A 12,600-nucleotide genomic window follows, 5' to 3' on the forward strand; every position below is an offset into this window, starting at 1 on the left:
GAAACTTGATAAGTTTGATTGATCAGTTTAGGGTACATACATGAGCAATCAGCCGGATCCCGCAGACCTCTCGTGGCGGCTTCGCGCCGTGGTCCATGACCTCACCCGGCGACTGACCGCCGAAGGCAAGGCCACGAATGAGCTGAACCGCCCGCAGGAGTCCGTGCTGGCACGCCTTCACCAGCGGCCCGGCATTACGAGTGCCGAACTTGCCCGGCTCGAGGGCGTGAGCCCACAGTCGATGAGTGCGACTGTCGGTGCCCTCATCGCCGGCGGCCATGTGCTCGCGTCACCGGCTGCGGAGGACGGCCGCCGGCGCGAGCTGCATCTCACCGGAGCCGGGCGCGACCTCATCGAGGCGGTGCGCAGCCGCAAGACGGATTGGGTCCGCGACCAGATCAAATCACAGCTGAACGAGACGGAGCAGGCGGAACTGGCATCTGCTATCGAACTCCTGCACCGGCTCGTTGACAGCCATCGGGAACATAACCACTAGGCACCTCGCCGCCAGGCACATCGCGCCAGAAAGGACCGCGCATCCATGAGCATCACCAGCATTGACCGCGATTCCGCCCTCATCGCAATCGACTTGCAGAAGGGCATCCTCGGGATGGCCCCCGCCCAGGACGCGACGCGCATCGTCGAGAATACCGCGATCCTCGCCGACGCGTTCCACGCCGCGGGCCTGCCCGTAATCTGGGTCACGGCCCTGGGCCTGCCCGCCGGCCGTGCCGAGGCTCCGCGGCCCGGCGGCGGCGCTGCGCCGGGCGCAGACTTCGCCGAGCTCGACGCACGCCTGCCCATTGCGGAGATGGACCTGTTGGTTGCCAAGAAGGCGCTGAACGCGTTCGCGTCCGACGACGTCACGACGCACCTCGCCGGGCAGGGCACCACCCAGGTGGTCATCGCGGGACTCGCCGCGGGCATGGGGGTGGAATCCACGGTCCGCGCCGCCTTCGACGCCGGCTTCAACGTCGCCATCGCCTCCGACGCCGTTACCGACCCGATGCCGGAGCGCGGCGCGAACAGCTTCGAGCACGTCTTTCCCATGATCGCCGAGACAGGCACCACGGCCGACGTGATCGCAGCCCTGCGCACGGCACTCGCCTGAGGCGGTGGCCACCACGGACACGGCCACAGCCACCACAGAGAAGCAGCTTTACGGCCCTGGCTTCATGGCGGCCCTGCTGTTGGGCACCACGCTCAACCCCATCAACTCCTCCATCATCGCCACGGCGCTTGTGAGCATCGCAACCGACTTCGGCGTCACGGCCGTGCAGACCGCACTCCTAGTCTCCGCGCTCTACCTTGTCAGTGCGGTGTGCCAGCCGCTCATGGGACGGCTGGCCATCCGCTACGGGGCCCGGACGGTCTTCATCGCCGGGCTGGTCCTCGTGGCAGTCGGCGGCGCCATCGGATGGACAGCACCGGGCATCGCATGGCTCGTCGTCTCCCGTGCTGTCCTTGGCCTGGGCACGTCCGCGGCGTACCCGACGGCCATGATGATGATTCACCTCCGCGCCGTGGGGGCCCGGGCCCCGATGCCCAACGGTGTCCTCAGCCTCATGGCCGCCGCAGGCCACATCACCGCCGCCGTCGGGCTGCCGATCGGCGGCCTGCTGATAACCGCCTTCGGGTGGCGGGCGGTGTTCGCGATCAACGTCCCCCTCGCGCTCATCGCCCTCCCCAGCACACTCCTCTGGGTACCCCGCGACGGCCTGGACGACCGGGACCAGCACATCCCCGCCATGAAGCACCTCGACCCCCTCGGGATCCTGCTCTTCGGCGGCGCCGTGACGGCCCTGCTGGTATTCCTCAACGGCATGACGCACCCGCAGTGGTGGCTGGCCGCCGTCGTCGGCCTCTTCGCCGTGGCACTCGTCCTGTGGGAGCGCCGGCACGCCTCGCCGTTCCTGGATGTGCGGATGCTCGCCCGCAACGGCTCGCTCCAGCGCACCTACCTCCGGCTGATGTTGAGCTTCGCGGTCATGTACGGCGTACTGTACGGGGTGAGCCAGTGGCTCGAGCAGGCGCGCGGAATCGATCCCGGGCTCGTGGGCGTGCTGATGCTTCCCATGTCAGTCCTGAGCGCCACGGCATCCCTGGTAATCGGCCGCTGGAAGTGGGTCCGCCGTGTCCTCGCCGCCTGCTCCGCGCTCATCGTGGCCGGTGCCGGGCTGCTGTGGGCGGCCAGCGCCTCCAACTCCCTCCTGTGGCCAGTCATCGCCCTCTCGGTCTTCGGCACCTCGATGGGGCTCGGCAATGTGGCCAACCAGACCATGCTTTACCTCAAGAGCTCACACGAAGACCTTGGCACCAACAGCGGCTTCTACCGCACAGCCTCCTACATCGGCGGATTCGTCGCCACCGGCCTCATCGGAGCAGCCTTCGCGGGCGGTGCAAACGACGCGGGCCTGCTGTCCTTCGCGGGCGTTTTCGCGATACTTGGGGCGGCCCTCGTGGTCCTGTCCCTGGCCGACCGCGGCATCCCGAAATCCTCCTAGCACCACGTCAATCCACGCACTCCGCAGCCCGGACATGCCCTGCCCGGGCGTTTCGGCCCCGCATCGCCGGCATCCAGTATGAAAGGAAAGACCATGACCACCCATTGAGTAACCGCAGCGAGCGGAGAGCTGGGCACAATGGTCGTCGACCGGCTCATCGCCAAAGGCGTTGAGCCGGACTCGGTCGTCGCCGTCGTGCGCGACCCGGCCAAGGCCACAGCCCTGGCGACTCGCGGCGCCGTCGTCCGTAGCTCCGACTGCAACGACCCTGTAGCTCTCGAGGAAGCGTTCAAAGGCGTGGACCGGCTGCTCTTCATCTTCGGCAGCGAGGTGGGCCGGCGCGTGACCCAGCACCGCAACGTCATCAACGCCGCCAAGGCGTGCGGTATCGTCCGCATCTACTACACCTCGGTGCTCCGCGCCGCCGACAATCCCATGATCCTGGCCGCGGAACACAAGGTCACGGAGCAGATGCTGGCCTCATCTGGCGCCCCGCACACCATCCTGCGCCACGGCTGGTATACCGAAAACTACACGGCGGAGCTGCCCGGGGGCCGTTTCCCGGGGGCCGTTTCCCGGGGTGTGCTGGTCCATGCTGCCGGCGACTGACTGATCTCCGCCGCACCCCCGGGCGGGCTTAGCGGAAGCCGATGCCCAGGCCATGCTCACCGAGTACGACGGCAACGTCACCCTTGAAATGGGGGGGTGGGGAATTCACCTACCCCGGTCTTGCCCACGCCGCCGCCGAGGCCTCCGGTACCACCATGGCGGCCAAGAACCTCCCCGTCGAAGACTTCCGCCAGATGCTGGTCCGGAACGGCGTGGATGAGGACACCGCGGGGTTCCTCGCGCCGCTCCAGGCCGACGCCGCCGCCGGCTACCTTGACGGCGACCCGGCCGCCATGCTCGCCCTCCTCGGACGCCCAGTCACGCCGCCGGCCACCGCCGTCCGCGCCAATCTTTAGCCCAGAACCCTCGGGGGTTCCCTCTGCGTCGACCCCGACGGTTCGTCCTGTTACATGTCAGCGCCTGCTATGCGCGACCCCCTTCAATCTGGATCAGGGTTTGGCGTCTTGAGCAGGTTCAGACCCGAAGCCGGGTCCCGGAATCGGGCCTCTTGGAGCACCACAGGGCGGCAAAGCGCTGGGCCACCGACCCCACAGCCCCGCAGACGTGAACATTCTGTACCCCAAAATCTGTTGTTGGAAATCTGCTCCGCGATGTCATCGGCCGCATGGGAGCGGAAAATTTCTCTGCAGGCGCTTTCGGTGGCTCGATCAATTTTCAAAGTCGCATTAGTCTTTGCCTGAGGACGGTAAGAGTATGCCTAGGACCTAGATGAGCCGAAGGTCCTTGCCAATCTTGCGCGATCTTGTGGTTTAGCCACTGCTGTGGCGTCGGTCTTGTTTGCTGGCGGTATTCCACGTCCCGGTTTTTTGGGCTGCCGGCATTTGGCCGCCTGCCGGGAATAGGCTAAGTGAATGCGATTGGCGATCATGGGTGCGGTCCTGCTGGCAGTCGGAGGCCTCGCTGTCTCGACCGGTCTGCTTCCCCTTTCCGACGTCACGGTACTGGTGGAACGGGTGGCGCCGATCCTGTTGTTCGTGGCTTCGATGACCGTGGTGACGGAGTTGGCCAGCGAGGCAGGGATTTTCCGGTGGGTGGCCCGCCGGTTCAGGCATTGGGGCCGTGGCCGCCATGTCCTGCTGTGGTTGATCGTGGCGGGGTTCGCCGCCGTGTGCACCGTATTCCTCTCCCTGGACACGACTGCGGTGCTTCTTACCCCCGTGGTGGTCAGTGTGGCCCGGCAGGCGGGCCTGCCGGCCCTGCCGCTTGCCCTTACGACGGTGTGGATGGCAAACACCGCCAGTCTCCTGCTTCCCATTTCGAACCTGACCAACCTGCTGGCCCAAAACTCAATGGGCGGCATCAGCCCGGCACGGTTTGCGGCCATGATGTGGGCACCTGCCATCGCCGCGGCCGTAGTGCCGCTGCTCTTCATTGGCCTGGTCTTCCGTGCGGACGTGCGCAAGCGTTACAACCGTATCCCCGTGACCCGGCTCCGGCACGAAGAGGCCGTGAGCGTTGGACCGGCCGGCAGCCTGGCATCCGGTGGACAGCTGGCCGCTTCCGGCCTTCCGGCCACCGACAGGGCGCTTCTGGGGGCCAGTTCCGCCGTACTGGTTATCTTGCTGCCGGTCTTGGTCTCCGGCGTTCCGGTGTGGATTCCTTCCACAGCTGCCGCCGCGGTCCTGATTGCAATATTTGCCGTTCGCCGGCGCCGGGCCCTCAGCTTTTCGCTTGTTCCTTGGTCGCTGCTGCTGTTCGCTTCGGGACTGTTCCTTGTGATGGAAACTGTCAGGCACCTCGGTGGACCGGCAGCCCTGGGGCAGTTGGCCGGGCGCGGCAATGGGTTCGCCGGCCTTCTGCAACTGGCCGCTACGGGCGCGCTCAGTGCCAACCTGCTCAATAACCTGCCCGCCTACCTGCTGGCAGAACCGCTGGCGGCGACGCCGCAGCGACTCGCGGCCCTGCTCATCGGCGCCAACGCGGGCCCGCTCATCACCCCGGGGGCTTCCTTGGCGACGTTGCTGTGGCACGACCGCCTGATCCGGATGAATGTGCTGATTAGCTGGCGTGGCTACGCGCTCTTCGGTCTCATCGTGGCGCCCCTGACAGTGCTCGCCGCCGTCACGGCGCTGGTGCTGGCGCACGTATGAGGTGTTGGACGTAAACTTTTGTCGAACCCTTTGTCGAATCCTGCGAACCCGGCAATGATGAAGTGCGGCACACATTCGGCCAACACGGGAAGGACCTACCTCTTGCTAAGTCTGCAGGATCTTGATGCGATTGTCCTCTCAGGCGGCATCGTCGTGGACCCTTCCCGAAACAGGATCGGCTCCGTTGAGCAGATATTCACAAGTGGTGAATCCGGGGCCCCGGTCTTCGTGACTGTCAGGACCGGACTATTTGGCATGTCCGAATCCTTCGTCCCGCTCGAAGGGGCCAGCCTTGACGGCTCCGTGATCACGGCGGCCTTCACAAAAGAGGCGATCACCAACGGCCCCCGCATCGACAGTGACCGCGGGACCATCACCGACACCCAGGAACAGGAGCTGTACCGCTTTTTCGGGCTCGATGCCACCCATGCTCCCAGTGCAGGCTCATTGGATGCCGAAGGTGGCAAGGACACGGCCGGGGTCAAAGAGGTGGATGAGGCACGGGATGCTGCCGTCCCGCTGGCGGAAGGGCCCTTGGCCGCAGCGCCGCGGCGCCCGCCGCCAGGGCCGCCGCCACCACCGCCGCACCTGCACAAACATGTGCCGTCCCCGGCACCCGCTGGTGGCCCCCATCCGGTGCCGCACCTTCCCCGGCCCGAGCCGGCCGGCCCGCGCCCGGGCCCTCCACCGGATCCTCCGCCAGGCCGGCGACCGCCGGGCAACCAACTACCGCACCAACAGCCCTGAATCCGAGCAGCTCGCGCCCGCGGTGCCGTGGTGCGGCGCGAGGAGCCCCAGGGTCCATGCCGGAGCCAAAATCTGCGGCCGGCACGCCGGCGTGATAAACCTAGACGGGGCGCTGGGCGTGGAACTGGCCGGCGGTGCGGACGCCGCCGCGGCCAGCTGAGACATCCGGGCGATGGGCCACAAGGTGGAGCCCGCCCGGGAGTCACCGGCGGTCCATGTTCCGGATTAGTTGTCAATACATCCATTGTTAGGAAAGGCACACCAGCATGGCAGGCGAAGCAAACGGCAGCTCCCACCCGTTCACCCCGGCGGCAGCGTGGGCCACCCTCATGGAGGGAAACCGGCGGTTCGTGGAGAGCGTCGCGTCCCACCCCAACCAGGATGCCGCCCGCCGGTCGTCCCTGGCGGGCGGGCAGCACCCGTTTGTGACGATTTTTGGCTGCTCCGATTCCCGCCTGGCGGCTGAGATCATTTTTGACATGGGCCTGGGCGACGCCTTTGTGGTCCGTACCGCCGGCCACGTCATCGACAACACAGCCCTGGGATCGATCGAGTTCGGCGAGGAATACCTGGACGTGCCGCTGATCGTGGTGCTGGGCCATGACAGCTGCGGCGCCGTGACGGCCACGAAGGCCTCCGTTGAGACGGGGGCCATGCCGGCCGGGCACGTCCGGGGCATCGTGGAGCTCATCACCCCGTCCGTGCTGGCTGCCCTGCGCATCGACAGTGCCAGCAGCATTGATTCGATGGTGGCCGAGCACGTGAAGCAGACCGCCGCGCGCCTGCTGGAGGAATCGCCCATCATCGCCGACGGCGTCGCCAGCCAAAAAACCGCGGTGGTCGGCCTGACCTACCACCTCAACGACGGGCGCGCCGAACTGGTCTACAGCAACGGTCCCATCACCGCCTGAACCGTCCGCAGCGACGGCCCGGCCACCGCAAAGGCCAGCACGACGGCGGACCCCGGGTGCCGCCGTCGTCCCCGCCTAACGGCGGTTGTCCTGCCGATTGAGGTCAGGCTGGTGTTTTGTGCTGGTCAGGGGTGCCTCTCGAGTGCCCGTGAGTGCATGACCTAACTTTTCTTGGGTGCCCCAATTCTTGCCTTTGACGAGCCGGAATGCGCGGCGCGGGTGACGGAGTCGTCGGTACGCATGCGCCCGACTTTGGGCCGGCCGCCGGTGGATAGTCACGATTTCCCTGGTACGGCCCATCGCCAACCGGTCAAAGGGATGCGACTACTCGATTGGAACCGCGGGCTGGGCCCACGTCTCATCCGTGAGTGAGATTTCCTTCGTCATGTCATCGAGAAAGTGGATAACGACTTCGCGTTCTTCTGTGGTTAACCGGGCCGCCGCGTGGAATCGTTTGGCCTGTTGACGCCCCACTGTGTCCATGGCGGCCTGACGTGTTTTTGGTGTGATGGCGATGGACAGTGCCCGGCGGTCGGTGGGGTGGGGTTGGCGGGTGATGTGGCCTGCTTTTTCCAGTCGGTCCAGCAGTTTGGTGGTGGACGCCGTGGAAATTTTCAGGTGGCTGGCAATGGCGCCGGGGGTGGCGATTTCGTGTGTGTTGGCCGCGACGATCAGGTAGTGCAGTGCGCGCATGTCCGACTGGTTGAGCTTCATGTACTTCAGTGACGCATCGGTGAGTTGCTGCTCGGCACTGCGCAGCCTGCCCAGCGCTGCCATGAGCTCACCGATATGGGACACCTCGGCGGCGGGCACGCTTGACCGGTCGACGAGCTGGCTCTCCGGGTCGGCGGCGTTCACGTCGTAGATGTTCGTCGGCAACGGTGTGGGGCTTGCCTCGATGCTTGCCATGGCAATAATTCTATCCCGACAACAAAGAAATGAACCAAACGTGTTGCAAGCCCGGATATTTGCTAGCTAAACTAGATTAAAATTTGATCATGTGATGGAGGTGGGTTCATGGCACGACGAGAGAAGACGTCCGCAACCGGGACCATCCCGGGGAATCCGCGACGCCGTTTTGGAAAGGGGCTGAGGGTGCTGCTGCCGGCGCTGGTCATCATTGCCTGGCTGGTGGGCGGCGCCATTGGCGGGCCCTATTTTGGCAGGGTCGGCGAAGTGTCCTCGAACGACCAGACCACCTACCTGCCCTCTTCTTCCGATGCCACCCAGGTTCAGAAGCTGCTGGGCGAGTTCCGGGACTCGGATGAGATTCCCGCAGTCGTTGTATTTTCCAGCGGTGCTGCTCTGGACGAAACTGACATCGCTGCGGTGTCACGGGAGGTGTCAAGACTGCCGGGCATCCCTGGCGTTGGGGCCGGGGTGTCCCCCGGTATTCCCTCGAAGGACGGCCGGGCGGTGCAGGCGTTCGTGCCGGTCCAGGCCAACGCTGATATTGGCTCAGTAGTCGATGCCATTGGCGCGTCGTTAAGGGATGCTGCGCCCGCGGGGGTGTCTGTCCATGTGACCGGCCCTGCCGGTTTCACTGCCGACCTCATCGAGGGCTTTTCCGGCATTGACGGGATCCTGTTGGGTGCGGCGCTGCTGGCCGTGTTCATCATCTTGGTCTGCGTGTACCGTTCCCTGCTGCTGCCGTTGGCGGTCCTGGCCACGAGCCTCTTTGCCCTTTGTGTGGCGTTGTTGAGTGTGTGGTGGTTGGCGAAGGCCGGGGTGCTGATGCTCAGCGGGCAGACCCAGGGCATCCTGTTCATTCTGGTCATTGGCGCCGCCACGGACTATTCACTGCTGTATGTCTCCCGGTACCGGGAAGAATTGCGGGTCAGCACGGACAAGTGGGCAGCCAGCATGCAGGCGATCAAAAAGTCTGCCGAGCCGATTGCAGCCTCCGGCGGTACCGTGATAGCCGGGTTGTTGTGCCTGTTGTTCAGCGATCTGAAGTCCAATAGTTCCCTGGGACCGGTGGCCTCGATTGGCATTGTGTTTGCCATGCTGTCCGCGCTCACCCTGCTGCCTGCGCTTCTCTTTGTGTTTGGCCGCAATGCTTTTTGGCCGCGGCGGCCCAAGTTCGAGCCGGAGGCTGTGGCGGCAGAGCACGGTGTGCACTCCACGGGGCTCTGGGCACGGCTGGCCCGGCAGATCCGGGGCCGCCCGCGCCTGATCTGGACAGTGACCACGGCGGTGCTGCTGCTGGGTGTGCTCGGGGCCACCCAGCTCAATGCCAGTGGCGTGCCGCAATCGGACCTGGTGTTGGGCGCCTCCGAGGCGCGCGACGGCCAGAAGATCCTGGGCGAGCATTTCCCGGGCGGCACCGGCAGTCCCGTGCTGGTGGTGGCGCCGGAAACGCAGCTGCAGGAGACCGCAAATGTGCTGCTGGCCCACGACGGCATAAAATCAGTCTCCGTTGTCACGGCCGATTCACCCAGCGGCTCAGCTGCGGTCACGACCCAAGGCATCCAGCCGGCGGGCCCTCCCGGGAACGGGGCTCCCCGGCCCACGGTGGTGCGCGGGGACGTCCTCCTCCAGGGCACGCTGGGAGCCGCCGCTGACACGGAGGCAGCGGCCGCCGTCGTCCGCGGGATCCGCACCGGCCTGGACGGCACTGTGCCCCAGGCGCTGGTGGGCGGTGTCACGGCAACGGCGATCGACACGAACGATGCCTCGATCCACGACCGGAACCTCATCATTCCCGTCGTGCTTGTGGTGATCCTGCTGATCCTGATGCTGCTGCTGCGCTCGGTGCTGGCACCGGTGCTGCTGGTGCTGACCACGGTGCTGTCCTTTGGCACGGCCCTGGGCGTTGCCGCCTTCTTCTTCAACAACGTCTTCGATTTTCCAGGCGCCGACCCGGCCGTCCCCCTCTACGGATTCATCTTCCTGGTGGCGCTGGGGATTGACTACAACATCTTCCTGATGACCCGGGTACGGGAGGAATCACTGCGCGACGGCACCCGCCAGGGCATCATCCGCGGGCTCGTCATCACCGGCGGGGTCATCACCTCGGCCGGTCTGGTGTTGGCGGCCACGTTCTCCGCGCTTGGCGTGATCCCGATCCTGTTTCTGGTGCAGATCGCGTTCATCGTGGCGTTCGGGGTGCTACTGGACACCCTCGTGGTGCGATCTCTACTGGTTCCCGCCCTCACCTACGACATTGGCAGGGCCATCTGGTGGCCCTCCGCCCTGTCCCGGAAATCCAAGTTCCGGACAGACATTGACGACGGCGCGATGCCGGACCCGCACGCCCGCCACCGTGGGTAGGGCTCATTGCTGGGTGTCGCCGGTCCGGGAGGCCTGCTTCATGTGTTCATAGGCTGTCAGTGCAGCGGCGCGCGATTCCTTCAGGTCAACCACGGGCTCCGCTCCGAGAGCGGCGGCAAAGCGGGTTTGGTAGGCTCCGCGGGGATCGAACTTTCTGGCCTGCAGGACCGGGTTGAACACGCGGAAGTAGGGTGCGGCATCGGCCCCGCAGCCGGCAACCCACTGCCAATTCGCCGGATTGGAGGCGGCGTCGGCATCAACCAGGGTGTCCCAGAACCATGCCTCACCGGCCCTCCAGTGGATGCCCAGGTTCTTCACGAGCAGGCTTGCTGTGACCATTCGTACCCGGTTGTGCATCCACCCGGTCTGCCACAACTGCGCCATGCCGGCGTCAACCAGCGGGAACCCGGTGTCCCCGGTGCACCACGATGTGTAAAGTGCATCAATGCCGGCCTGGACCGGATCGCAGTCCGGCCCCGGCAGGCTGTTCGCCGCCGGCTGACTGGCTGCGGTCCCTGACTGGCCCGCGGCTGGGCGGGCTGTTGGGGCTGGCAGCAGCTCGGTGGGCCAGGACCAGTCAAAACCATCGAATTCCGGCCGGAGATTTCGCGTGGGAAGCTGGGGCTGGTGGTAGAGCTGGTTCCAGAAGAAGTCCCGCCAGGCCAGCTGGCGCATGATGGACCGGGCGCCTTCGGCCTTCTCCGGGGAGGCAGCCGCCGCGGAGCTCAGTGCCTCCCACACCTGGACGGGGCTCAGGTGGCCCCAGCGCAGCGCGGGGGACAGCCGGGAGGTCCCGTCGTAGTCGGGGCGGTCCCGGCCGGTGGGGTAGCCGGCCGCCACCTCCTCCAGTACCAGGTCCAGGCGTGCTTGGGCGGCAGCTTCGCCGGGCGTCCAGGCCGCCGCCAGTCCCGCCGACCAATCCGGCCGCGCCGGCAGAAGCTTCCAGGAATCGAGTTCGTCGCTGGGCACGGGTGCCGTCACCGCCGGCTGGCCGGGCACCGGTGCCGGTGCGGGCAGCACCGGACGCAGGGGAATGTCCTGTGCCGCGTTGTAGAAGGGGGTGAAGACCTTGAAGTGGCTTTGTTCTTGGGTCTTCACGGTCCATGGCTCATGTAGCAAGGTGCCAGGGAAGCTGCTGACGCTGCAGCCCTGCTCCCGGAGCAGTTCCTTGATCGCGGCATCGGCGCGGTGTTCACCGCCGCCGTAGCGCCGGTTCCAGAACAAGGCGACGGCGTCACGGGCCAATCCCCAATGTTCACGGAGTTCGTCCACAAGGCCCGGAACCATGACCTCGGCCGGGCCCTGCCGCAGTATCAGCGGAACCCCCAGTGCTGCCAGGTCCGAGCGCAGTTCGAGCAGGGCATGGTGCAGCCACCACTTTGCCGCAGCACCCAGCGGGCGGATTCCGGGGGATTGCTCATCAAGGACATACACCGCGGTGGTGTATGCGCTGGCGGTGCGGGCTTGCGTAGCGGTGCTGAGTGCGGGGTGGTCGGTGAGGCGCAGGTCATCTCGGAACCACACAATATTTACGCAGGTCACGGTCATGGCAGCGTGGCTTTCTTGGTTGTCGGGCGCGGAAGTGTCATCGTGTGAATGCATAGCCAATCAGAATCATCGTGATGAAGAAGCCGGTGACATAGTTTAGCCAAAGGAATCGCACCCATCCGGTGTGCGCCCGGCCGGAGTGTTCATCGCTGAGCCAGGCAAAGGGCAGGACGTTGAAGACATAGGGCAGTGCCAGGGCGGCTGCCAGGGGGCCTGGCCACTGCGTGAATAACAGCAGCGCCCCGGCCAGCAAATAGGCCATCGCTGCCAAAATGACAGTCTGGCGGGCGCCCAGGACGGTGCCGATGGAACCCAGCGATGCTGCACGGTCGGGGACAATGTCCTGCACGGCACCAAAGGCATGCGAGGCCATGCCCCAAAAAAAGAACGCCGCTGTGAGCGCCACCAACGACGTGTTGAAGTGCACCCCGGCCAGGACCAGTCCGTACAGCAAGGGCGAGACAAAATGGGTGCTGGACGTCGCGGAGTCCAGAAAGGGCCTTTCCTTGAAACGAAGGTGCGGTGCACTGTAAGCCACCAGTGCTGCCATGGATACCAGCAGCACCACATTCGCCTGCAAAGATCCAACCATGGCCAACACCACCAGGAATGGCAGCAGCACCAGCACGCACGCATAGATTATCTTGCGGTGTCCGGCACGGTCTACGAGCGCTCCCTCGGCCCCGCCCTTGCGGGGGTTGAGCAGGTCAGATTCATAGTCAAAAACATCGTTGATCCCGTACATGGCCAGGTTGTAGGGAATGAGGAAAAACACGGTCCCCACCGCGAAGACCCAGTCAATGGTTCCGGCACTAAGCAGATAGGCGGCAGCAAACGGGTAGGCGGTGTTGACCCAGGAGATCGGGCGGGAGGTCATGAAGAGTTCACGCAGCACGG

Annotated in this window: 12 protein-coding genes and 1 pseudogene; 9 read left to right on the top strand and 4 right to left on the bottom strand. The window is 65.5% G+C overall.

Features of this window, described 5'->3' with window-relative positions:
* Positions 1-40 precede the first annotated feature (40 nt).
* From G6N77_RS17425 to G6N77_RS17450, 6 genes and pseudogenes are all read left to right on the top strand, one after another.
* The gene (locus G6N77_RS17425; protein WP_165183443.1) at positions 41-496 is read left to right on the top strand and encodes a MarR family winged helix-turn-helix transcriptional regulator; all 456 of its coding nucleotides are present in this window, start codon (positions 41-43) and stop codon (positions 494-496) included.
* A gap of 45 nt (positions 497-541) precedes the next feature.
* Positions 542-1,111 carry a cysteine hydrolase family protein gene (locus G6N77_RS17430; protein WP_165183444.1) on the top strand — a complete coding sequence of 190 codons (570 nt, stop codon included), beginning with the start codon at positions 542-544 and terminating at the stop codon, positions 1,109-1,111.
* A 4-nt stretch (positions 1,112-1,115) separates the two neighbouring features.
* Entirely contained in the window at positions 1,116-2,504 is a 1,389-nt protein-coding gene (locus G6N77_RS17435; protein ID WP_165183445.1) for an MFS transporter, read from the top strand.
* 120 nt (positions 2,505-2,624) lie between these two features.
* Positions 2,625-3,113, top strand: a pseudogene (locus G6N77_RS17440) (NAD(P)H-binding protein); the annotation flags it as partial.
* 83 nt (positions 3,114-3,196) lie between these two features.
* Positions 3,197-3,469 (top strand): hypothetical protein, encoded by a 273-nt coding sequence (locus G6N77_RS17445; RefSeq protein ID WP_165183447.1) that lies wholly within the window; start codon positions 3,197-3,199, stop codon positions 3,467-3,469.
* Positions 3,470-3,985: 516 nt separating this feature from the next.
* Positions 3,986-5,224, top strand: coding sequence for an SLC13 family permease (locus tag G6N77_RS17450; protein WP_165183448.1), 1,239 nt, complete (start codon positions 3,986-3,988; stop codon positions 5,222-5,224).
* 246 nt (positions 5,225-5,470) lie between these two features.
* On the opposite strand, the gene G6N77_RS17455 is transcribed toward G6N77_RS17450, so the two are convergent.
* Positions 5,471-5,653, bottom strand: a complete 183-nt coding sequence (locus G6N77_RS17455; RefSeq protein ID WP_165183449.1) for a hypothetical protein — start codon at positions 5,651-5,653, stop codon at positions 5,471-5,473.
* Positions 5,654-5,717: 64 nt separating this feature from the next.
* Between G6N77_RS17455 and G6N77_RS17460 the strand changes: the two genes are divergently transcribed.
* On the top strand, positions 5,718-6,131 hold the full coding sequence (locus G6N77_RS17460) for a hypothetical protein (protein WP_165183450.1): 414 nt from the start codon (positions 5,718-5,720) through the stop codon (positions 6,129-6,131).
* 106 nt (positions 6,132-6,237) lie between these two features.
* Entirely contained in the window at positions 6,238-6,882 is a 645-nt protein-coding gene (locus G6N77_RS17465) for a carbonic anhydrase (RefSeq protein WP_165183451.1), read from the top strand.
* A 324-nt stretch (positions 6,883-7,206) separates the two neighbouring features.
* On the opposite strand, the gene G6N77_RS17470 is transcribed toward G6N77_RS17465, so the two are convergent.
* Positions 7,207-7,791, bottom strand: a complete 585-nt coding sequence (locus tag G6N77_RS17470; protein ID WP_165183452.1) for a MarR family winged helix-turn-helix transcriptional regulator — start codon at positions 7,789-7,791, stop codon at positions 7,207-7,209.
* Positions 7,792-7,899: 108 nt separating this feature from the next.
* Between G6N77_RS17470 and G6N77_RS17475 the strand changes: the two genes are divergently transcribed.
* Complete coding sequence (locus G6N77_RS17475; protein WP_165183453.1) at positions 7,900-10,155, top strand: MMPL family transporter; 2,256 nt, start codon at positions 7,900-7,902, stop codon at positions 10,153-10,155.
* 3 nt (positions 10,156-10,158) lie between these two features.
* On the opposite strand, the gene G6N77_RS17480 is transcribed toward G6N77_RS17475, so the two are convergent.
* On the bottom strand, positions 10,159-11,703 hold the full coding sequence (locus G6N77_RS17480) for a cryptochrome/photolyase family protein (protein ID WP_165183454.1): 1,545 nt from the start codon (positions 11,701-11,703) through the stop codon (positions 10,159-10,161).
* A gap of 37 nt (positions 11,704-11,740) precedes the next feature.
* Complete coding sequence (locus G6N77_RS17485; protein WP_306987168.1) at positions 11,741-12,598, bottom strand: prenyltransferase; 858 nt, start codon at positions 12,596-12,598, stop codon at positions 11,741-11,743.
* Positions 12,599-12,600 lie beyond the last annotated feature (2 nt).

It is taken from the genome of Arthrobacter silviterrae (assembly GCF_011045165.1).
In the GTDB taxonomy this organism is placed as follows: domain Bacteria; phylum Actinomycetota; class Actinomycetes; order Actinomycetales; family Micrococcaceae; genus Specibacter; species Specibacter silviterrae.

Bases quoted from the DNA above. Each gene is read 5' to 3' on its own strand.
- G6N77_RS17425 (WP_165183443.1), top strand. From the start codon at position 41: ATGAGCAATCAGCCGGATCCCGCAGACCTCTCGTGGCGGCTTCGCGCC.
- G6N77_RS17430 (WP_165183444.1), top strand. From the start codon at position 542: ATGAGCATCACCAGCATTGACCGCGATTCCGCCCTCATCGCAATCGAC.
- G6N77_RS17450 (WP_165183448.1), top strand. From the start codon at position 3,986: ATGCGATTGGCGATCATGGGTGCGGTCCTGCTGGCAGTCGGAGGCCTC.
- G6N77_RS17455 (WP_165183449.1), bottom strand. From the start codon at position 5,653: ATGGGTGGCATCGAGCCCGAAAAAGCGGTACAGCTCCTGTTCCTGGGT.
- G6N77_RS17460 (WP_165183450.1), top strand. From the start codon at position 5,718: ATGAGGCACGGGATGCTGCCGTCCCGCTGGCGGAAGGGCCCTTGGCCG.
- G6N77_RS17465 (WP_165183451.1), top strand. From the start codon at position 6,238: ATGGCAGGCGAAGCAAACGGCAGCTCCCACCCGTTCACCCCGGCGGCA.
- G6N77_RS17470 (WP_165183452.1), bottom strand. From the start codon at position 7,791: ATGGCAAGCATCGAGGCAAGCCCCACACCGTTGCCGACGAACATCTAC.
- G6N77_RS17475 (WP_165183453.1), top strand. From the start codon at position 7,900: ATGGCACGACGAGAGAAGACGTCCGCAACCGGGACCATCCCGGGGAAT.
- G6N77_RS17480 (WP_165183454.1), bottom strand. From the start codon at position 11,703: ATGACCGTGACCTGCGTAAATATTGTGTGGTTCCGAGATGACCTGCGC.